The organism is Marisediminicola sp. LYQ85 (assembly GCF_046600695.1).
Taxonomy (GTDB): Bacteria; Actinomycetota; Actinomycetes; order Actinomycetales; family Microbacteriaceae; genus Marisediminicola.
The window spans coordinates 745,064-765,314 of record NZ_JBKIWO010000001.1; the positions used below are offsets into that span (position 1 = coordinate 745,064).

Sequence of the window (20,251 nt, forward strand, 5' to 3'; positions counted from 1 at the left end):
GCTGCCGGGCCTATCCTGGGAGCACGATGTTCTGCCCCTTCTGCCGCCACCCCGACTCGCGTGTCGTCGACTCGAGGACGAGTGACGACGGCCTCTCGATCCGTCGTCGCCGGCAGTGCCCGGAGTGCGGCCGGCGCTTCACGACGACCGAGACCGCGAGCCTCAACGTCGTCAAGCGCAGCGGGGTCATCGAACCGTTCAGCCGGGACAAGATCGTCACGGGAGTGCGCAAAGCCTGCCAGGGTCGACCGGTCACCGACACCGATCTCGCGATCCTCGCGCAGAAGGTCGAAGAGGCCGTGCGCGCGACCGGTGCCTCGCAGATCGACGCCAATAACGTGGGACTCGCGATCCTCCCTCCGCTGCGAGAACTCGACGAGGTCGCCTACCTGCGCTTCGCGAGCGTCTACCAGGGCTTCGACTCGCTCGAGGACTTCGAGGCGGCCATCACGCAATTGCGCGTCGAGCACGGCACGCCGGCATCCGCCGACTGACGCCACCGTGTACCCCCTCCTCTTCCGCGTCGTCTTGCGCAGGCTCGACCCCGAGCGCGCCCACCACCTCGCCTTCGCCGTCATCCGCGCGATTCCGCGCACACCGTTCGCGCCTCTCGTCCGCCGGATGACCAGGCCCCACCCCGACCTCGCGATGGAGACCCTCGGGTTGCGATTCGACTCGCCGTTCGGTGTCGCCGCGGGTTTCGACAAGAACGCCGAGGGTGTCGTCGGGCTCGGAGTGCTCGGATTCGGTCACGTCGAGGTCGGAACGATCACCGCGATCGCGCAAGACGGCAATCCCCGCCCCCGACTCTTCAGGCTCGTCGACGATCGCGCCGTCATCAACCGGATGGGCTTCAACAATCGCGGGGCGCGCGACGCCGTCGACCGGCTGCGCCTCGTGCGATCACGGCGAGCACGGCCCGTCGTCGGCGTCAACATCGGCAAGTCCCGCATTGTCGACGTCGACGCGGCCGTCGACGACTACCTCGAGAGCGCGCGGCTCCTCGCGCCCCTCGCCGACTACCTCGCGGTCAACGTCAGTTCGCCGAACACCCCCGGGCTGCGCGGGCTCCAAGAGCTCGACAGACTCGCCCCCCTCCTCGGCGAGGTCAAGAGCGCGGCTCAGGCGACCCCGGTTCTCGTGAAGATCGCGCCCGACCTCGACGACGCGGAGGTGCGCCGCATCTCCGAGCTCGTCGTCGAACTCGGGCTCGACGGCATCATCGCGACCAACACGACCCTCTCGCGGAACCCACTGCGCGCGACCGACAGCGAGGTCGCCTCGATCGGCGCCGGCGGGCTCTCGGGAGCACCGCTCGCGGCCCGCTCGCTGCAGGTACTGCGGATCATCCGTTCCGTCGTTCCGGCCGACCTGTGTGTGATCTCCGTCGGGGGAGTCGAGACGGCCGAGGATGTCGCCGGGCGACTCGCCGAAGGCGCGACGCTCGTCCAGGGCTACACGGGGTTCCTCTACCGAGGACCCCTGTGGGCGAGACAGATCAACCGCGGTCTCGCTCGCCTCAGGCGGGAAACTTCCAGCGCTTGACCTGGGGCTTCGGAAGCCTCATCGGGCGCAACTGGATGGCGCGCATCGCGGCGTACCAGCGGGTGCCGCGCTGCACGCTGTCAGGCCCGAACTTCTTCTTGATCTTTCGCGTCACGATCGACCCGAGCAAGAAACTGTCGATGATCGTGAAGACGAAGAACGCCCACAGCGCGATGAACGAGTAGACCGCGGACTCCGGCAGGAACGTCGTGAGGATCACGAGGAACATGAGCGGGATGAGTGCCTCGCCCACGCTGAACCGCGCATCGACGTAGTCGCGCACGAAGCGACGCTGCTCACCCTTGTCGCGAGCCGGGAGATAACGCTCCTCGCCATTCGCCATGCCGATGCGCGCCTTGTCGCGCGCGGCAGCCATCTTGGTGCGAGCCTCCTTGTTGGCCGCGCGGCGGTCGGTGGGAACGAGCGGGCGCATGTTGGCAGCCTCGCGCTCACGTCTCGTGGGTGTCGCCCGACCCTTGCCTCGGGTCACACCGTCGGTGGTGAGCTCGTCGGCGACGACGTCGTCGCTCTTGCCTGCGGGGGTCTTGGCCATGGGAATCCTTGCCGATAGAAGTCCTCTTAAGATTACCCGCATGACCTCCGTGCCAGCCACACACCCCGATCTGCTCGCCTCCCTCACCCGATCCGTGACCGAGGGGATGCCCTCGACGATCGCCGAGCTCGCGACCCTCGTGCGCACGGCATCCGTATCGTGGGACGGCTTCGACCCCGAGACCGTCGTGCGCAGCGCCGACGCGGTCGCGGCACTCGCGACCGACCTCGGGGTGTTCGATTCGGTGCAGATCGCGCGCGCGCCCAAGGCGGGTACCGACGACCTCGGGCAGCCCGCGGTGCTCGCCACGCGCGCGGCGAAGAACGGCCGGCCCACGATCATGCTCTACGCCCACCACGACGTGCAGCCTCCCGGAGACGACTCCGGCTGGGAATCGCCGCCCTTCGAGCCGACCGTTCGCGGTGACCGCCTCTACGGCCGCGGTGCCGCAGACGACAAAGCGGGAGTCATGGCCCACATGGCCGCCATCCGCACGCTCGTCGAGGTCGCGGGATCCGACTTCGACCTCGGGCTCGTGCTCTTCATCGAAGGGGAGGAGGAATTCGGCTCGAAGTCGTTCGGCAACTTCCTCCAGCAGCACCGCGCCGAACTCGAAGCCGACGTCATCGTCGTCGCCGACTCCAACAACTGGACGACCGAGATCCCGGCGCTCACCGTGGGGCTCCGCGGCAACGTGACCTTCAAGCTCACCGTCGAGACCCTCGAGCACGCCTCGCACTCCGGGATGTTCGGCGGCGCCGTGCCCGACGCGATGCTCGCCGGCATCCGCCTTCTGTCGACCCTCCACGACGACGCGGGCTCGGTCGCCGTCGCGGGCCTGGTCGGTCGCGACACCGACACCCCGCCGTACGACGAGGCGCAGTTGCGTCTCGAGACGGGACTGCTCGACGGGGTCTCTCCGATCGGCACGGGGTCGATCCTCGACCGGATCTGGTCGAAACCCGCCATCACGGTCACGGGTATCGACGCCCCCACCGTGGTTGCGGCATCCAACACCCTCGCGCCCTCCGTGAGCGTCAAGGTGAGCGTGCGTGTCGCCCCCGGGCAGCCCGCGGAGGAGGCCCTCGCCGCGATCGAGGCGCACATCGCGACGCACACGCCCTTCGGCGCCCGAGTGACCATGAGCGACGTCGACCTCGGCGACCCGTTCCTCGTCGACACCGCCGGGTGGGGAGTCGCCGAAGCGAAGCGGGCGATGGCCGAAGCCTGGGATGCCGAACCCGTCGAGGCGGGCATCGGCGGATCGATTCCGTTCATCTCCGAGCTCACCGAGGTGTTCCCCGAGGCGCAGATCCTCGTGACGGGCGTCGAAGACCCCGACTCGCGCGCTCACAGCCCCAACGAATCGCTCCACCTCGGGGTCTTCCGCAAGGCCGTGCTAACCGAGGCCATCCTGCTCGTCCGGCTCAACGAGCGCGCCTGAGGGAACAAAAACCCAGCCCCGGTGTTTACACTGAGGCACACGATGTCCGGTGCGACCCGCGCGGACGATTGTAATTCTGGCAAGGAGTGGTCATGACCGACACGACACTGACTGGCACCTCGGCTCCCGAGGCGGACACCGAGATCCTCACCGAGGAGAGCGCTCACGGCGTCACACTCACGTCGACCGCCGCCGCCAAAGTGCGGAGCCTCTACGAGCAGGAAGCGCGCGACGACCTGCGCTTGCGCGTCGCCGTTCAGCCCGGCGGATGCTCCGGACTCATCTACCAGCTCTACTTCGACGAGCGTCTCCTCGACGGCGACGCGACCGTCGACTTCGATGGGGTCGAGGTCGTCGTCGACAAGATGAGCGTGCCGTACCTCGATGGCGCGAGCATCGACTTCGAAGACACCATCCAGAAGCAGGGCTTCACGATCGACAACCCCAATGCCGGCGGAAGTTGCGCGTGCGGAGACTCGTTCCACTGACATCCACCGTCGCGCGGTCCTCGTTATCGGGACTCGTGCACGAGCCGCGCGAAGTTCGCTGAGCAGGCTCACAGACAAGGGAATCGCCGACGGCGGTTCCCTTTTTTGTGCAGTGACTCCCCAGGAGTGGCGTCGCTCGGGGGGTTCAGCGACGGGTAGGCTGAACAGGTCAAACAGACTGATCTCGTATCAGCCCGCGTCATCCGAAAGGTTCCCGGTGCGCTCTAACCGCCGTCTTCGATGGGCATCCATTCCGGTCGCCGCGACTCTCGTCGTCGTGCTCGCCGGATGTACCCAGGCCCAACTCCGTGGGTACCTCCCGGGTGAACCCGGGATCACCAACCACACCGACCGAATCACCGGACTCTGGGTCAACTCGTGGCTCGTGCTCCTCGCCGTCGGAATCGTGACCTGGGGCCTCGTCATCTGGGCCGCTGTGGTGTACCGCCGTCGCAAGGGCCAGACCGGTCTCCCCGTGCAGTTGCGCTACAACCTCCCGATCGAGATCTTCTACACGATCGTGCCGCTCATCCTCGTGCTCGGGTTCTTCGCCTTCACCGCTCGCGACCAGGCCGCGATCGAAACCGCGACGCCCGACCCCGATGTATCGATCGAGGTCTACGGCAAGCGTTGGGCGTGGGACTTCAACTACCTCAATGAGGGCCCCGGCGAAGAAGGCGTCTTCTTCCAGGGCGTTCAGGCGCAAGAGACCGACGACGAAGACACCATCGACTACGACCAGCTGCCGGTGCTGTACCTGCCCGTCGACAACACGGTCGAGATCAAGCTCGAGACGCGCGACGTCAACCACTCCTTCTGGGTCGTCGACTTCCTCTACAAGAAGGACCTCGTCGCGGGCAAGTCGAACTACATGTACTTCACGCCCCTCGAGACCGGAACCTTCATCGGCAAGTGCGCCGAGCTGTGCGGTGAATACCACTCGCTCATGCTCTTCCAGGTCGAGGTCGTCGAACGCGACGTCTACGACGACTACATCGCGAGCCTCGCCGCTGCGGGTCAGACCGGCACGGTCGGCAGCGAAGCCAACGTGGTCTACAACGAATCTCCGACGAACCTTCCCGAAGACTGAGAGTCAGAACCATGAGCACAGCGACTCCGACCAGGCCGAGCGGGCCGACGAACCCGTCCACTCCGGTGGGCACCGTCAAGCCGCCGGCCACCAAGGGCAACATCATCGTCGACTGGATCACGTCCACCGACCATAAGAAGATCGGGTACCTCTACCTGATCACGTCGTTCATCTACTTCTGCATCGGCGGAGTGATGGCGCTCGTCATCCGTGCGCAACTCTTCGCACCGGGCCTCGAGGTCTTGCAGACCAAAGAGCAGTACAACCAGCTCTTCACGATGCACGGCACCATCATGCTGCTCATGTTCGCGACGCCACTCTTCGCGGGGTTCGCCAACGTGCTCATGCCCCTCCAGATCGGTGCTCCCGACGTCGCCTTCCCGCGACTCAACGCGTTCGCCTACTGGCTCTTCAACTTTGGCTCGCTCACCGCGGTCGCCGGGTTCCTCACCCCGCAGGGCGCGGCATCCTTTGGATGGTTCGCCTACACGCCACTCTCGACGACGACGTTCTCTCCGGGTGTCGGAGGAAACCTCTGGGTGTTCGGCCTCGCCATCAGCGGGTTCGGCACCATCCTCGGTGCCGTGAACTTCATCACGACCATCATCACCATGCGTGCGCCCGGCATGACGATGTTCCGCATGCCGATCTTCACGTGGAACACCCTCGTCACGTCGATCCTCGTCATCATGGCGTTCCCCGTGCTCGCCGCGGCGCTCTTCGCTCTCGGCTCCGATCGCGTCTTCGACTCGCAGATCTACAACCCCGAAGCCGGTGGCGCCATTCTCTGGCAGCACCTCTTCTGGTTCTTCGGTCACCCCGAGGTCTACATCATCGCGCTGCCGTTCTTCGGCATCATCTCCGAGGTGCTTCCGGTCTTCAGTCGTAAGCCGATCTTCGGATACAAGACCCTCGTCTACGCGACGATCGCCATCGCGGCGCTCTCGGTCACGGTGTGGGCTCACCACATGTACGTCACCGGATCCGTGCTGCTGCCGTTCTTCGCTCTCATGACGATGCTCATCGCCGTTCCGACCGGGGTGAAGATCTTCAACTGGGTCGGCACGATGTGGCGGGGCTCGGTGACCTTCGAGACACCCATGATGTGGGCGATCGGGTTCCTCATCACGTTCACCTTCGGTGGACTCACCGGCGTCATCCTCGCGTCGCCCCCGCTCGACTTCCACGTCTCCGACACCTACTTCGTCGTGGCGCACTTCCACTACGTGGTCTTCGGAACCGTCGTGTTCGCGATGTTCTCCGGTTTCTACTTCTGGTGGCCCAAGTTCACGGGCAAGATGCTCGACGAGCGCCTCGGAAAGATCCATTTCTGGTTGCTCTTCGTCGGCTTCCACGCCACGTTCCTCATCCAGCACTGGCTCGGGGTCATCGGTATGCCGCGTCGATACGCGACCTACCAGCCGGAGCCCGGCTACGAGTGGATGAACCAGCTGTCGACCGTCGGCGCCATGGTTCTCGGTGCCTCGATGCTTCCGTTCTTCTACAACGTGTGGATCACGGCGCGACGCGCTCCCAAGATCACGGTCAACGACCCGTGGGGCTACGGACGCTCGCTCGAGTGGGCCACCTCGTGCCCGCCTCCCCGCCACAACTTCACGTCGATCCCGCGCATCCGCTCGGAGTCCCCGGCGTTCGACCTCGCGCACCCCGAAGCGGGTATCCCGGTCGGTGTCGGTCCGCTCAAGGATGCCCCTGACGCTCCCGTCTACGACGCGTCCGACGAGAAGGTGAAGTAGTCCGATGGTCGCCAATATCCGCATCTTCTGGGTGCTCACGGTCTTCTTCCTCCTTCTCGGAGTCGTCTACTCGCTGTGGTCGTACCAGGATCACCTCGGTTCGCTCAGCGAGGTCGAGCGCGAGCAGCCCGTCGAGTGGGTGGGAACCATCGGCCTCTTCCTCGGAGCGATCCTTTCGGCGCTCATCGCGTTCTACCTGTCGCGCACCTACAAGGCGCAGGGTGGCGAGCTTCCCGAAGACCGCCTCAACGCCAACATCGACGACGGTGACGCCGAGCAGGGCTTCTTCAGCCCGTGGAGCTGGTGGCCCATCGTGCTCGCCGGTGGTCCCGCGCTCATGTTCGTGGGACTCGCTGTCGGATGGTGGATCGCCGCCATCGGTTTCGCCATCACCGCGATCGCGATCGTCGGGTGGACATTCGAGTACTACCGAGGCAACTTCGGTCGCTGACCTCACGTTCCATTACCTCTGCCCCGGGCCCTGTGCCCGGGGCAGAGGTGGTTAACGGGGGCGAACCGCCCGCGACGATGAGCGTCGCGCAGAAGGTTGGGGCATGGCCGTCGCAAACTGCTGCTCAAGGCGCGGAAGAGCAGCAGATTGTGACCGCGCGAGGGGATCTCTGCCGACGGCCGTGTGCCCCGGCCCGCCCCGTGGGCGGCCGGTGTGCCACCTCGGGCTCGTTCGACGGCTCTCGATCACGCGAACTCAACCACCGGCACTCAACCACCGGCTCTCAACCACCGGCACGCAATCACCGGCTCTCGACTACCGAGATTCAGCCCCTGGCGCTCGACCGCAGCCACTCCAGCACCGACGCCGCCCCGGCCGTGAACGTCCGCTTGCACCAGCACGAGACACACGCCGCGAGGGGACCGCCTGAGCATGCAACGCGGCGCCGTGCTGCGTGAGTGTCCAGTCAACGACGAAGCCCGCCCCGACGTGATGTCGGGGCGGGCTTCGGTGCGCTGTGCGCGGAGCTCGTCAGAGCGGGGGAGGGATCAGTGCGATCCGACCTTGTCGTGCTCGAGCTCCTTCGTGGTGGCCGGCGCGATGCGATCCTCGAAGAACCACGACGACATCCCGGCCCGCACCCGCTCGGCGACGGTGATGCGACCGCGCTTGTCGGGGCGCACCATGAGGGGCTTGTAGTCGAGGTAGCTCACGAGACGCCAGCGCTCGTAGTCGTCGAGCTGCTCGTGCACCTCGATGTACTCGCCGCCGGGGAGCCGCACGATGCGTCCCGATTCGTAGCCGTGGAGCGCGATCTCGCGGTCCTTGCGCTGCAAGCCGAGGCAGATGCGCTTCGTCACGAGGTAGGCGATGACCGGCCCGAGGAAGAGCAGTGCCTGCATCGTGTGGATGACGCCCTCGAGTGACACGAGGAAGTGCGTCGCGATGAGGTCCGAGCTCGCTGCGGCCCACATGACGGCGTAGAACGTGACACCCGCGGCACCGATGGCGGTGCGGGTCGGGGCGTTGCGAGGACGCTCGGCGATGTGGTGCTCGCGCTTGTCGCCCGTGATCCACGCTTCGACGAAGGGGTAGATCGCGACGAGGAGAAGGAACACCGGCAGAACGACGAGCGGCAACAGCACGTTGACCGGATACGTGTAGCCGAAGAGCACGAACTCGAGGTGCGGTGGCACGAGTCGGAGAGCACCGTCGGCGAAGCCGATGTACCAGTCCGGCTGGGTTCCCGCAGACACCGGCGAGGGGTCGTACGGCCCGTAGTTCCACACCGGGTTGATGGTGAAGAACGAGCCCATGAGCATGAGCACACCGAAGACGATGAAGAAGAATCCACCGGCCTTGGCGGCGAACACCGGCATGACGGGCACACCGACGACGTTGTCGTTGGTGCGGCCCGGGCCGGCGAACTGGGTGTGCTTGTTGATGATCATGAGGAGCAAGTGCGCCCCGAGAGCGAGGATGAGGATCGCCGGCAGCAACAGGATGTGCAACACGAACAGTCGCGGAATCACCGAGAGGCCAGGGAATTCCCCTCCGAACAGCAGCCACGAGATCCAGGTTCCGATGACCGGAACAGCCTTGACCATGCCGTCGATGATGCGGAGTCCGTTGCCCGAGAGCAGGTCGTCGGGGAGCGAGTATCCGGTGAAGCCCTCCGCCATCGCGAGGATGAAGAGCACGAAGCCGATGAACCAGTTGAGCTCGCGCGGCTTGCGGAACGCACCCGTGAAGAACACGCGCAGCATGTGCAGTCCGATGGAGGCGACGAAGAGGAGCGCGGCCCAGTGGTGGACCTGGCGCATGAGCAAGCCACCGCGGATGTCGAAGGAGATGTCGAGAGTCGAGGCCATGGCCGCCGACATCTCGAGTCCGCGCATCGGGATGTAGGAGCCCTCGTACTCGACCTCGGTCATCGACGGGTCGTAGAAGAACGTCAGGAACGTTCCCGTGAGCAGGATGACGACGAAGCTGTAGAGAGCGACCTCTCCGAGCATGAACGACCAGTGGTCGGGGAAGATCTTGCGCCCGAGCGCCTTCGTGATCCCCGAGACGCTCGTGCGCTCGTCGATGTAGTTGGCCGCCGCTCCGGTGAAGCGCTGTCCGCGCGTCGGCGCGGGTGCGGATACCGCGGTACCGGGGGCGCCGGAACCTGAGTTGCCCGATCCGGGGGCGTCGGCGCCGGGGGCGGGGGTGGATGATGTGGTCGTCGTGCTCATGAGCGTTCCCAATAGCTGGGGCCGACAGGCTCGAGGAAGTCCGATTGGGCAACCAGGTAGCCGTCTGCATCTACGGTGATGGGGAGTTGCGGGAGGGGCCGTGCGGCTGGCCCGAAGATGACCTCACAGTGGTTGGTCACGTCGAATGTCGACTGATGGCAGGGGCAGAGCAGGTGGTGCGTCTGCTGCTCGTAGAGCGCCACAGGGCACCCCACGTGCGTGCAGATCTTCGAGTACGCGACGATTCCGTTGTATGACCAGTCGGCACGTTCCGGAGACTCGATGAGGTCCTCGGGCTTCAAGCGCATGAGCAGCACGGCTGCCTTCGCTTTCTCTTCGAGGCGGTGCTCCGACTCGTTGAGGCCTTCGGGGATGATCTGGAAGACCGACCCGAGCGTGACGTCGGCGGCTCGGATGGGCACGCCCGTGGGGTCTTGTGCGAGACGGGTTCCCGCCTCCCACATCGTGACCGAGAGGGCTTCGGCGGGACTCGAGGTGGGTCCGAGGTCGCGGAACAGCACGATCGCGGGAATGGGCGTCGCGATGAGGGCACCGATGAGCGAGTTGCGGATGAGGGCGCGACGGCCGAAACCGGACTCCTCGTTTCCGAGCTTGAACACCTCGACCGCAGCGGCGCGCGTTTCGTCTGTTCCCCTCGTGGGGTGACGCATCTCGACGAGCTCGTCACCGCGCATGAGGGTCTTGGCCCAGTAGACCGCGCCGATTCCGATGCCGAGGAGGCCGAGTGAGAGGCCTGTGCCGATGAGTGCGGTGCTGAGACGCAGAGCCGACGGGTCGGAGGGGTCGAGCGGGATGCCCGCGTAGGCGGCGACAGCCAGCACGCTTCCGACGATCGAGACGTAGAAGAGGGTGTAGACGCGACGCTCGGCCTGCTTCGCCTTCTTCGGGTCGAGATCGGTGACGCGCGGTCGGTGCGGGGGGAGACCCGGATTCTCGAATGCGTCGGCTACTTCGACGGCGGTGCCTGCCGAAGGACCGGTCGTGCCGATCCTCTCGACGGAGGATCCGGCAGCGGCGCGATCGCCGGTGTCGTCCTGTGCCATGGTCTGCCCTTTCAATTACTGCGCTGTGTGACGGTGAGGGAGCGGGGTCCGCGAGCGATCAGCTCGCTTTCGCCGCGATCCAGATGGTGACTCCGACGAGAGCTCCGAGCCCGAAGATCCACACGAAGAGACCCTCGGACACGGGACCGAGGCTTCCGAGGTCGAATCCACCGGGCGACGGGTTCTCGTCGATGTAGGTCAGGTACGTGATGATGTCGGCCTTCTGCTCCGGCGTCAGGTTCAGGTCGCTGAAGACCGGCATGTTCTGCGGGCCGGTGACCATCGCTTCGTAGACGTGCACCGGGGCGACACCGTCGAGAGCCGGGGCATACTTGCCCTCGGTGAGAGCGCCACCGGCACCGGCGACGTTGTGACACATGGCGCAGTTGATGCGGAAGAGCTCGGCACCCTCGGTCGCGTCGCCGTCACCCTGGAGGTACTCCTCGTCAGGGATGGCGGGTCCGGGGGCGAGTGACGACACGTACGCCGCCATCGCGAGGATCTGCTCCTCGTTGAACTGGACGGGCTTGACCTCGGCCTGGGGGCCGTTGGCCGCCATCGGCATGCGGCCGGTGCCGACCTGGAAGTGCACGGATGCCGCACCGACTCCGTAGAGGCTCGGCCCTGCATCCGATCCGGAGGCCGCGAGGCCGTGGCACGAGGCGCAGTTGGCGGCGAAGAGCTTCTCGCCCTCGTCGACCATCGACTGGGTGACCTCGGTGGTCTCCGCCGACGCCGTCGAGCTGAACAGGGCGTACATTCCGCCCGTGGTCAGAAGACCGATCACGAGCAGCGCGACGGTCGCGAGGGGATGACGCCGACCCGTCGCCTGACGGCTGCGGGTGTTCGTAGAGCTCTTTCGCATGCTGTGCGGTCTTTCCGGTTCGGTGCGGGGGTGCTTATTTGAGGACGTAGATGACGAGGAAGAGTCCGATCCAGACGACGTCGACGAAGTGCCAGTAGTACGACACGACGATGGCGCGAGTGGCTTCCCGGTGACCGAAGTTGCGCACGCCGTACGCGCTTCCGATGACGAGGAGGAAGGCGATGAGCCCCCCGGTCACGTGCAGGCCGTGGAAGCCCGTCGTGAGGTAGAAAGCCGAGCCGTAGGAGCTCGAGGCGAGACTGACGCCCTCGCTCGTGAGGAGGGCGTACTCGAAGATCTGGCCGCAGATGAAAATGGCGCCCATGGCGTAGGTGAGGAAGAACCACTCGACCATGCCCCAGTCTTTGGGCTTCCAGCTCGTGCGGCGAGGCTGGAGGCGCTCTGCGGCGAAGACGCCGAACTGGCACGTGACCGACGACAGCACGAGGATCGTGGTGTTGACGGCCGCGAACGGGACGTTGAGGAGACCGGCCTCTTCGCTCCAGAGCTCGGGAGAGGTGGAGCGGAGGGTGAAGTAGATCGCGAACATCCCAGCGAAGAACATCACCTCGCTGCCGAGCCACACGATGGTGCCCACGGCGACGACGCTCGGTCGGTTTACGACGGGGGCTCCGACTGAACGAGAGAGAGAGGCTGTAGACACCTGTCCATTATGTCCGATAGCGCATGACACTTTTGTCATTCGGGCTGAGCACTTGCGGGGAAAGCTAGGATCGTCGCCATGTCTTTCGCCCCGTCGTGGCCCGGTATTCTCAGCTCGCTGTTGGACGGCGAGGACCTGTCGATCAGCGAAGCATCATGGTCCATGCAGCAAGTGATGAGCGGCGATGCATCTCCCGCGCGGCTGGCTGCTTTTCTCGTCGCCCTGCGCGCCAAGGGGGAGACCGTCGACGAGATCGTGGGCTTCCGCGACGCCGTGCTCGAGAACGCTGTTCCCCTCGAGGTCGACCCTCTCGCTCTCGACATCGTCGGCACCGGGGGCGATCGCTTCGGCACCGTCAATGTGTCGACGATGGCCTCGATCGTCGTCGCGGCGACGGGCGTTCCCGTCGTCAAGCACGGCAATCGCGCGGCGAGCAGCGCCTCGGGGTCGTCCGACGTGCTCTCCGCGCTCGGCATCGACCTCGACCTGTCGCCCGACGGTGTCGCTCGCGTGCTCCGCGAGACGGGGATCACCTTCGCCTACGCGGCGCTCTTCCACCCGGGTTTCCGCCACGCGGGCCCCACGAGGGCCGAACTCGGCATCCCGACGGTGTTCAACTTCCTCGGTCCGCTGTGCAACCCGGCGCGGCCCGAAGCATCCGCTGTGGGTGTCGCCCACCTCGACAAGGTGCCGCTCTTCGTGGGCGTCTTCCAGACGCGCGGCGCGACCGCGCTCGTGTTCCGCGGCGACGACGGACTCGACGAGCTCACGACGACCGGGCACAGCCACATCTGGGAGGTCACGCGCGGTGCGGTGACGGAGCACGACCTCGACCCTCGGGACCTCGGAATCCCGCGCGCGTCGATCGACGACCTCGTCGGGGGAGACCCCGACCACAACGCGCGCATCGCGCGAGACACGCTCGCGGGGCGGCACGGTGCCGTTCGCGACATCGTCGTGCTCAACGCTGCGGCGGGGATCGTGTCGTTCGAACTCGCGACAGACCACTCGCGGCTCGACGTGCCGCTTCTCGACCGCTTCCGTGCGGCTATGGATGTCGCGAGCGAGGCCATCGACTCCGGTCGCGCGACGGCCCGGCTCGACGACTGGGTCGCCGCGACGCAGCGCGCACGCTAGACCCGCGCACACGGCGAAGGCCGGGGCTCGCGCCCCGGCCTTCCGTGCTGTTTGTCACACCGTGTGGTTGTCACACCGTGTGGTTGTCACACCGTGTGGTGGTCACACCACGTCGTCGTCGACCCAGTCGAACGTCTTCGTCACGGCCTTCTTCCAGTTGCGCAGCAAGCGCTCGCGCTCCGCCTCGTCGAGGTTCGGCTCCCAGCGGGCGTCTTCCTGCCAGTTGGACCGGAGTTCGCCGAGGTCGCTCCAGAAGCCGACCGCGAGCCCCGCGGCATACGCGGCACCGAGGGCGGTCGTCTCTGCGACGACGGGGCGGATGACCGGCACGTTGAGGATGTCGGCCTGAAACTGCATGAGCTCGTTGTTGGCGACCATTCCGCCGTCGACCTTGAGTTCGGTGAGGTCCACACCCGAGTCGGCGTTGACGGCGTCGAGCACCTCGCGGGTCTGGAACGCGGTCGCCTCGAGCGCGGCTCGAGCGATGTGCCCCTTGTTGGCGAACCGCGTGAGCCCCACGAGGGCACCGCGCGCGTCGGGACGCCAGTACGGCGCGAACAGACCGCTGAAGGCGGGCACGAAGTAGACGCCTCCGTTGTCGTCGACGGTCTTCGCGAGCGCTTCGATCTCGGGGGCCGAATTGATGAGCCCGAGGTTGTCGCGCAACCACTGGATGAGCGACCCCGTGACGGCGATCGACCCTTCGAGCGCGTAGTGCGGCGCGTCGTCTCCGAGCTTGTACCCGAGGGTCGTGAGCAGCCCGTTCTCCGAGCGCACGATCTCGGTGCCGGTGTTGAAGATCAGGAAGTTTCCGGTGCCGTAGGTGTTCTTCGACTCTCCCGTGTCGAACGCCGCCTGACCGAACGTGGCCGCCTGCTGGTCGCCGAGGATGCCGGAGATCGGCACTTCGCGCAGGAGGCTCGACTCGGAGACGTGGCCGTAGACCTCCGACGAACTCTTGATCTCGGGGAGCATCGACTTCGGCACTCCGAAGACCTCGAGGATGTCGTCATCCCACTGGAGTGTCTCGAGGTCCATGAAGAGGGTGCGCGACGCGTTCGTGACGTCGGTTATGTGGACGCCGCCGTTCACCCCGCCCGTGAGGTTCCAGACGACCCAGCTGTCGGTCGTGCCGAAGAGAAGGTCGCCGGCTTCGGCCTTCTCGCGAGCGCCCTCGACGTTCTCGAGGATCCAGACGATCTTGGTGCCCGAGAAGTAGGTCGCGAGAGGCAGACCGACCTTGGCCTTGAAGCGGTCCGTTCCGCCGTCTTCGGCGAGGCGGTCCACGATCTTCTGCGTGCGGGTGTCTTGCCACACGATCGCGTTGTAGATGGGCTTGCCCGTCGTCTTGTCCCACACGACCGCGGTCTCCCGCTGATTCGTGATGCCGACGGCCTTGATGTTGTGCCGCGTGATGTTTGCCTTCGACAGCGCCTGGCCGATGACCTCGCGCGTGTTGTTCCAGATCTCGGTCGGGTCGTGTTCGACCCACCCCGCCTTGGGGAAGATCTGCTCGTGCTCGAGCTGACCGCTCGCGATGATGCTTCCGGAGTGGTCGAAGATGATGGCGCGCGTGCTCGTCGTGCCCTGGTCAATCGACAGGATGTAGTCGGTCATGATGCTCCTCGTGTTGGTTCGGTCGTCGAGTGGGTTGGGGGCGTCGAGCGGTGCACCTCGTCGTCGAGCCGCACCGCCCGACGATCTAGCTGAGGATCGGCAGGAGCGGGATCGAGAGGGCACCCGCGAGGGCACCTCCGACCACGGGTCCGACGATGGGCACCCAGGAGTACGCCCAGTCGGATGACCCCTTGCCCTTGATCGGCAGGATGAAGTGCGCGATGCGCGGCCCGAGGTCGCGCGCAGGGTTGATGGCGTATCCCGTGGGTCCACCGAGCGACGCGCCGATACCGACGACGAGCAGGGCGACGGGGAGGGCGCCGAGAGCCGCGAGCCCGCCCCCCGGCTCCTGACGGGAGAAGCCGATGACCACGAAGACGAGAACGAACGTGCCGATGACCTCGGTCACGAGGTTCCAGCCGTACGAGCGGATGGCGGGACCGGTCGAGAAGACGCCGAGCTTGTTCGCGGCCTCGGGCTCCTCGTCGAAGTGCTGCTTGTAGGCGAGCCAGACGACGATGGCTCCGATGATCGCTCCGAGCACTTGAGCGCCGATGTAGGCGATCACCGAGACGAAATTGACCGGAACGCCCGAGCCGAACTCCTCGGCGCCGCTCGTCACGAGGCCGATCGTCACGGCGGGGTTGAGGTGCGCTCCCGAGTTGTAGGAGACGATGACACCGGCGAAGACCGCGAGGCCCCATCCGAAGTTCACCATCAGGAAGCCGCCGCCGAGCCCCTTGTTCTTCGCGAGGGCGACGTTCGCCACCACACCGCAACCGAGTAGTACGAGGAGACCCGTACCGAGCACTTCCGAGAGGAAGACCACTCCGAGATTGTCCACACTGACCTTCTTTCGTGTCTTCGAGGGTGGCTCACTCCATTGGGGCCACCCTCGTAATGGCTACAGCGTAGCGCTCGGTATCGCACCCTCGAGGAAGATTTTCGCGAGTCGGACAACCGTTCCCTGGCGGCCATCCGGGGAGTAGGTTGGCATCGGATCGCGAGATCGCACGGCGGTCCGTCCACGTGCTGACGCGGGAGATCCGCGGGCGAGGGATAAAGGAATTTCAATGAAGAAACTCATCAATGATCCGAAGAACGTCGTCGACGAATCGGTCGCGGGGTTCGGCGCAGCCCACGGCGATGTCGTCACCGTGTCGACCGACCCGCTCTACATCGCTCGCGTGGGCGGCCCGGTCGCCGGCAAGGTCGCGATCGTGAGCGGAGGCGGGAGCGGACACGAACCATTGCACGGCGGTTTCGTCGGCTTCGGGATGCTCGACGCTGCCGTGCCGGGACCCGTGTTCACGTCGCCGACGCCCGATCCGATTCTCGCGGCGACACGCGCCGTCGACGGGGGAGCGGGGGTGCTCCACATCGTGAAGAACTACACGGGCGACGTCTTGAACTTCGAGACCGCCGCGGAACTCGCCGAGATCGAGGGGCTCACGGTCGCCTCCGTGATCATCGACGACGACGTCGCCGTCAAGGACTCGCTCTACACGGCGGGCCGACGCGGCGTCGCCGGCACCGTGCTCGTCGAGAAGATCGCGGGCGCCGCGGCCGAGCGCGGCGACGACCTCGCCGCCGTCACCGCGGTCGCGCAGAAGGTCAACGACAGCGTGCGCTCGATGGGTGTCGCACTCACGCCGTGCACGGTGCCCCACGCGGGCGAGCCGAGCTTCACCCTCGGAGACGACGAGATCGAGATCGGTATCGGAATCCACGGCGAGCCCGGTCGGGAGCGCATCGCGCTCGAGCCCGCCGACGCGATCGTCGACCGCATCCTCGATCCGATCCTCGAGGATCTCCCGTTCTCGAGCGACGACTCGGTTCTCCTGTTCGTCAACGGGATGGGCGGCACTCCGTCGGTCGAGCTCTACGTCGTCTACCGTCGCGCGGCGGAATTGCTCGCCGAGAGGGGGATCACGGTCTCCCGCTCCCTCGTCGGCAATTTCGTCACGTCTCTCGAGATGCAGGGCGTGTCGATCACCGTGCTCAAGCTCGACGACGAACTGGTCGAACTGTGGGATGCCCCGGTGCAGACCGTCGCGCTCCGGTGGGGGCGGTAGGCACCGTGGCGCTCGGAACATCGTGGGCCACCGACTGGGTCGCTCGAAGCGCCGAGGTCATCGCGTCGAACCGCGTCGAACTGATCACCCTCGACAGGACGATCGGCGACGGCGACCACGGTGAGAACCTCGATCGCGGGTTCTCCGCCGTCGCGGGCAAGCTCGCTGACATCGCGTCGGACGCCGTGCCGGGCGACGTGCTCAAGGTCGTCGCGACCACGCTGATCTCGACGGTCGGGGGAGCCTCCGGTCCGCTCTTCGGCACCGCCTACCTCAAAGCGGCGGGAGCGGTCGCGGGCCGGGAGTCGCTCGACGGGGAGGCGGTCGTCGCTCTCCTCACGGCGGCACGCGACGGGATCGTGCTGCGTGGAAAGGCCGAGCCGGGAGACAAGACCATGATCGACGCGTGGACTCCGGCCGTCGATGCCGCCGTCGCCGCGCTCGGGCGGGGGGAGACCGAGGCGGCGATTCTCACCGCCGCGGCCGACGCGGCGGAGGAGGGTGCGGCCCTGACCGAACCCCTCGTGGCTCGCAAAGGCCGTGCGAGCTACCTCGGGGAGAGGGCGATCGGACACCGCGACCCCGGGGCCCAGTCGTCTGCGCTGCTCTTGCGCGCTGCCGCGGAAGCGGCGGTCGCCGCGGGCCGATCCGCACCCTCATCTCCGGGATCGTCGTGACGGTCGGCCTCGTCGTCGTCTCGCACAGCGCGCTCATCGCGGAGGGCATCCGCGACCTCGCGAGCCAGATGGCCTCGACGACGAGGATCGTCCCCGCGGGCGGAACCGACGACGGCGGCATCGGCACGAGCTTCGACGCCGTGTCTGCGGCGATGACCGACGCCGACGACGGTGACGGCGTCGTCGTGCTGTGCGACCTCGGATCGGCGATCCTCACAGCCGAGACCGCCCTCGACTTCCTCGACGACGATGTTCGCGCTCGAGTCCGCATCGCCGACGCCCCCGTCGTGGAGGGCGCCGTCGCTGCCGCTGTCGCGGCCGAGACCGGACAGACCCTCGACGAGGTCGTCGCCGCCGCGGAGTCGGCGAACCGCCGCGCGCCCGAGGCCGAGCTCGAGTCGGCAGCCCGCGCTGACCCCCGACCCGAGGTCGACGACGCTGCCGCCGCCGTGTCGCACACGGTGACCCTGCGCAATCGCGACGGCCTGCACGCGAGGCCGGCAGCGGAGTTCGTCAAGCTCGCGAGTCGATTCGATGCGGATGTCGAGGTCAACGGTGTCGACGCGAAGAGCCTCTTGCGCATCATGTCGCTCGGTCTCGCAGCCGGACGCGAGGCGACGATCGTCGCTCGCGGTCCCGCGGCACGCGACGCGGTGGACGCCCTCGTCGACCTCGTCGAGAGCGCGTTCGGCGAGCCCTGACCCGAGTCGCGAGCGGCGCGAGCGACGCCGATGTCGCGCGGCGGTGTGGCCCGAGCGCCCGGCTGCGCGTGTCTCCCCGGGAGACGCTCAGCGGGTGGCGTTCGCCACGACGGTGACCGAGACGAGCGAGACGGCGGCGATCACGAGGAGCCCGGCGGCGAGCAGTCGAAGCCGGAGCGGACGACGGGCGACGGTGATCCGCACGACGATCATCGCGACGTAGACCACGGAGATCGTGATCGCGGCGGTGATCGCGACGCCCGGCGGATCGAACCGTGCGAGGGGGATGAGTACCGCGAGCGCGGTCGCCGTGAACGCCGCGCCCATGACGAGCCAGATACGGCCCGTCGACGTCGTGAGGGCGGGCTGGTTGCGCATGCGAGTCGGGTCACTCATGGCGTCATTCTCCTTCGCGAGGATCGGGGAGTCGTGAGAAGCACGATGGCTCGCGGCCGACAGTGTCGGTCGCGAGCCATCGAGCGTCGTGCGTCGTACCTCAGGCGATTGCGGCACGCAGCTCGGCCGCGGCGGCGGCGGGGTCGTCCGCCCCGTAGATCGCTCCGCCGGCGACGGCGACGCGCGCTCCCGCGTTCTGGACGTCGGCGATCGTCTTCGTCGAGACGCCGCCCGCGACGGAGAACGCGACATCCGCTTCGGCTCCGTCGTCGAGGAGCGTCTGGAAGGTGAAGCCCTCTTCGGCCTGCTCGTCGAGACCCGCGTGCATCTCGACGAACTCGGCACCGAGCTCGGTGACCTCGCGAGCACGGGTCACCTTGTCTTTCACGCCGATGAGGTCGACGACGACTCCCTTGCCGTGGGCACGAGCCGCCTTGACGGCTCCTGCGATCGTGCTGTCTCCTGCGGTGCCGAGGACCGTGACGAGGTCGGCTCCCGCCGAGAACGCGATGTCGGCTTCGAGCTCGCCGGCATCCATCGTCTTGAGGTCGGCGAACACGATCTTGTCGGGGTGCGCGTCTTTGATGGCGCGGACGGCGCGGAGCCCCTCGGCCTTGATGAGCGGCGTGCCGAGCTCGATGATGTCGACGTGGGGCGCGACTTTGCCGGCGAGTTCGAGGGCGGCGTCGGTCGTGAGAACGTCCATGGCTACTTGCAGTTGCATGAGGTGATCCTTTTCTTGTGGGGAAGGAGAGCGGTCGAAAGGGGATTGCGGGAGGTCGCGCGTCGCCGGTGCGCGACCCGCGGCACGCTCACTCGAGGTTCGCGTGGCGCGGCCACAGCTCGTCGGCGGGCACTCCCGAGCGACGCCACAGCGCGTCGAAGATGCCGTCGCCGATGATGACGATCGCGTGCTCGAAGAGTCCGCCCGCGTATTGCCGCGAGAGCGATCCCGAGTGGTCCTGCTTCTGTGCGGCGGGAACGATGACGCACTCGCTCGCGAGGTCGGCGAGGGGGGACTCGGCGTCCGTCGTGAGCGCGACGACGTGCGCACCGGAGTCGCGCGCGGTCGTCGCTGCCGAGACGATCGCCGACGTCGTCCCCGATCCGCTCGCGGTCAGAAGCACGTCGTCTGTCGTGATCGCCGGCGTGGTCGTCTCGCCGACGACGTGCACGGTGAGGCCGAAGTGCATGAGGCGCATGGCCGTCATCCGCAGCGCGAGCCCGGATCGGCCCGCACCGAAGACGAAGACGCGCGATGCCGCGGCGATGCGCTCGGCCACGCGGTCGAGGTCGATCGTCGCGTCGCTCGCGAGCATCGTGCTCACGAGTTCGGAGAGTTCACCGTCGATGAGGGCGATCGACTCGGCGACCGTCGGGGTCGGGGTCGGGGTGGAGGGTGCGGCGTCGGGCATGCATCCATGCTCGTCGCGCGGTCTCCGGCGTGCCGCCCGCCGACCGGACGGACTCGCCTACCCGGCCGGGTAGTT

21 protein-coding genes are annotated in these 20,251 nt (G+C 66.9%); 11 read left to right on the forward strand and 10 right to left on the reverse strand.

Annotated features, from left to right (window positions below; translation table 11 throughout):
- Positions 1-26: 26 nt before the first annotated feature.
- Together nrdR and ACLHG5_RS03445 are read left to right on the forward strand one after the other, a co-directional pair.
- Positions 27-494 (forward strand): transcriptional regulator NrdR, encoded by a 468-nt coding sequence (gene nrdR / locus ACLHG5_RS03440; RefSeq protein ID WP_411317866.1) that lies wholly within the window; start codon positions 27-29, stop codon positions 492-494.
- 7 nt (positions 495-501) lie between these two features.
- Positions 502-1,545, forward strand: coding sequence for a quinone-dependent dihydroorotate dehydrogenase (locus ACLHG5_RS03445; protein ID WP_411317867.1), 1,044 nt, complete (start codon positions 502-504; stop codon positions 1,543-1,545).
- Here the strand turns inward: ACLHG5_RS03445 and ACLHG5_RS03450 are convergent.
- Entirely contained in the window at positions 1,520-2,098 is a 579-nt protein-coding gene (locus ACLHG5_RS03450) for a DUF3043 domain-containing protein (RefSeq protein ID WP_411317868.1), read from the reverse strand. The two genes, ACLHG5_RS03445 and ACLHG5_RS03450, sit on opposite strands and share 26 nt — an antisense overlap.
- A 40-nt stretch (positions 2,099-2,138) precedes the next feature.
- Between ACLHG5_RS03450 and ACLHG5_RS03455 the strand changes: the two genes are divergently transcribed.
- The 5 genes from ACLHG5_RS03455 (at position 2,139) to ACLHG5_RS03475 (ending at position 7,328) form a co-directional block, all read left to right on the forward strand.
- On the forward strand, positions 2,139-3,542 hold the full coding sequence (locus tag ACLHG5_RS03455) for a dipeptidase (RefSeq protein WP_411317869.1): 1,404 nt from the start codon (positions 2,139-2,141) through the stop codon (positions 3,540-3,542).
- Positions 3,543-3,634: 92 nt separating this feature from the next.
- On the forward strand, positions 3,635-4,030 hold the full coding sequence (gene erpA / locus ACLHG5_RS03460) for an iron-sulfur cluster insertion protein ErpA (RefSeq protein ID WP_411315589.1): 396 nt from the start codon (positions 3,635-3,637) through the stop codon (positions 4,028-4,030).
- Between the two features lie 217 nt (positions 4,031-4,247).
- Positions 4,248-5,120, forward strand: a complete 873-nt coding sequence (gene coxB, locus ACLHG5_RS03465; RefSeq protein ID WP_411315588.1) for a cytochrome c oxidase subunit II — start codon at positions 4,248-4,250, stop codon at positions 5,118-5,120.
- A gap of 11 nt (positions 5,121-5,131) precedes the next feature.
- On the forward strand, positions 5,132-6,877 hold the full coding sequence (gene ctaD, locus ACLHG5_RS03470; RefSeq protein WP_411315587.1) for a cytochrome c oxidase subunit I: 1,746 nt from the start codon (positions 5,132-5,134) through the stop codon (positions 6,875-6,877).
- Positions 6,878-6,881: 4 nt separating this feature from the next.
- On the forward strand, positions 6,882-7,328 hold the full coding sequence (locus ACLHG5_RS03475) for a cytochrome c oxidase subunit 4 (RefSeq protein WP_411315586.1): 447 nt from the start codon (positions 6,882-6,884) through the stop codon (positions 7,326-7,328).
- A gap of 548 nt (positions 7,329-7,876) precedes the next feature.
- Here the strand turns inward: ACLHG5_RS03475 and ACLHG5_RS03480 are convergent.
- Genes ACLHG5_RS03480 through ACLHG5_RS03495 form a run of 4 tightly spaced genes read right to left on the reverse strand, consistent with a single transcriptional unit; the run spans position 7,877 to position 12,197 of the window.
- Complete coding sequence (locus ACLHG5_RS03480) at positions 7,877-9,565, reverse strand: cytochrome b (RefSeq protein ID WP_411317870.1); 1,689 nt, start codon at positions 9,563-9,565, stop codon at positions 7,877-7,879.
- Positions 9,562-10,629 (reverse strand): ubiquinol-cytochrome c reductase iron-sulfur subunit, encoded by a 1,068-nt coding sequence (locus tag ACLHG5_RS03485; RefSeq protein ID WP_411317871.1) that lies wholly within the window; start codon positions 10,627-10,629, stop codon positions 9,562-9,564. The genes ACLHG5_RS03480 and ACLHG5_RS03485 overlap by 4 nt, the downstream gene beginning before the upstream one ends.
- A gap of 58 nt (positions 10,630-10,687) precedes the next feature.
- On the reverse strand, positions 10,688-11,494 hold the full coding sequence (locus ACLHG5_RS03490) for a c-type cytochrome (RefSeq protein ID WP_411315583.1): 807 nt from the start codon (positions 11,492-11,494) through the stop codon (positions 10,688-10,690).
- A gap of 34 nt (positions 11,495-11,528) precedes the next feature.
- Positions 11,529-12,197, reverse strand: coding sequence for a heme-copper oxidase subunit III (locus ACLHG5_RS03495; RefSeq protein ID WP_411315582.1), 669 nt, complete (start codon positions 12,195-12,197; stop codon positions 11,529-11,531).
- A gap of 39 nt (positions 12,198-12,236) precedes the next feature.
- On the opposite strand from ACLHG5_RS03495, the gene trpD reads away from it, so the two are divergent.
- Positions 12,237-13,295, forward strand: coding sequence for an anthranilate phosphoribosyltransferase (trpD, locus tag ACLHG5_RS03500; RefSeq protein WP_411317872.1), 1,059 nt, complete (start codon positions 12,237-12,239; stop codon positions 13,293-13,295).
- Positions 13,296-13,397: 102 nt separating this feature from the next.
- Here trpD and glpK read toward each other — a convergent pair whose 3' ends face one another.
- Positions 13,398-14,912 carry a glycerol kinase GlpK gene (gene glpK / locus ACLHG5_RS03505; protein ID WP_411317873.1) on the reverse strand — a complete coding sequence of 505 codons (1,515 nt, stop codon included), beginning with the start codon at positions 14,910-14,912 and terminating at the stop codon, positions 13,398-13,400.
- 85 nt (positions 14,913-14,997) lie between these two features.
- A complete protein-coding gene (locus tag ACLHG5_RS03510) occupies positions 14,998-15,756 on the reverse strand; it encodes an MIP/aquaporin family protein (protein WP_411315579.1) in 759 nt (252 codons plus the stop codon).
- A gap of 229 nt (positions 15,757-15,985) precedes the next feature.
- On the opposite strand from ACLHG5_RS03510, the gene dhaK reads away from it, so the two are divergent.
- Genes dhaK through dhaM form a run of 3 tightly spaced genes read left to right on the forward strand, consistent with a single transcriptional unit; the run spans position 15,986 to position 18,365 of the window.
- Positions 15,986-16,987 carry a dihydroxyacetone kinase subunit DhaK gene (gene dhaK / locus ACLHG5_RS03515; RefSeq protein ID WP_411315578.1) on the forward strand — a complete coding sequence of 334 codons (1,002 nt, stop codon included), beginning with the start codon at positions 15,986-15,988 and terminating at the stop codon, positions 16,985-16,987.
- A 5-nt stretch (positions 16,988-16,992) separates the two neighbouring features.
- The gene (dhaL, locus tag ACLHG5_RS03520) at positions 16,993-17,664 is read left to right on the forward strand and encodes a dihydroxyacetone kinase subunit DhaL (RefSeq protein WP_411315577.1); all 672 of its coding nucleotides are present in this window, start codon (positions 16,993-16,995) and stop codon (positions 17,662-17,664) included.
- Positions 17,661-18,365 (forward strand): dihydroxyacetone kinase phosphoryl donor subunit DhaM, encoded by a 705-nt coding sequence (dhaM, locus tag ACLHG5_RS03525; protein WP_411317874.1) that lies wholly within the window; start codon positions 17,661-17,663, stop codon positions 18,363-18,365. The genes dhaL and dhaM overlap by 4 nt, the downstream gene beginning before the upstream one ends.
- Positions 18,366-18,452: 87 nt before the next feature.
- On the opposite strand, the gene ACLHG5_RS03530 is transcribed toward dhaM, so the two are convergent.
- The 3 genes from ACLHG5_RS03530 to hxlB all read right to left on the reverse strand — a co-directional run bounded on the left by ACLHG5_RS03530 (position 18,453) and on the right by hxlB (position 20,176).
- On the reverse strand, positions 18,453-18,761 hold the full coding sequence (locus ACLHG5_RS03530; protein WP_411317875.1) for a hypothetical protein: 309 nt from the start codon (positions 18,759-18,761) through the stop codon (positions 18,453-18,455).
- Positions 18,762-18,861: 100 nt separating this feature from the next.
- Positions 18,862-19,485 (reverse strand): 3-hexulose-6-phosphate synthase, encoded by a 624-nt coding sequence (gene hxlA / locus ACLHG5_RS03535; protein ID WP_411317876.1) that lies wholly within the window; start codon positions 19,483-19,485, stop codon positions 18,862-18,864.
- 88 nt (positions 19,486-19,573) lie between these two features.
- Positions 19,574-20,176 carry a 6-phospho-3-hexuloisomerase gene (gene hxlB, locus ACLHG5_RS03540; protein ID WP_411317877.1) on the reverse strand — a complete coding sequence of 201 codons (603 nt, stop codon included), beginning with the start codon at positions 20,174-20,176 and terminating at the stop codon, positions 19,574-19,576.
- Between the last annotated feature and the right edge of the window lie 75 nt (positions 20,177-20,251).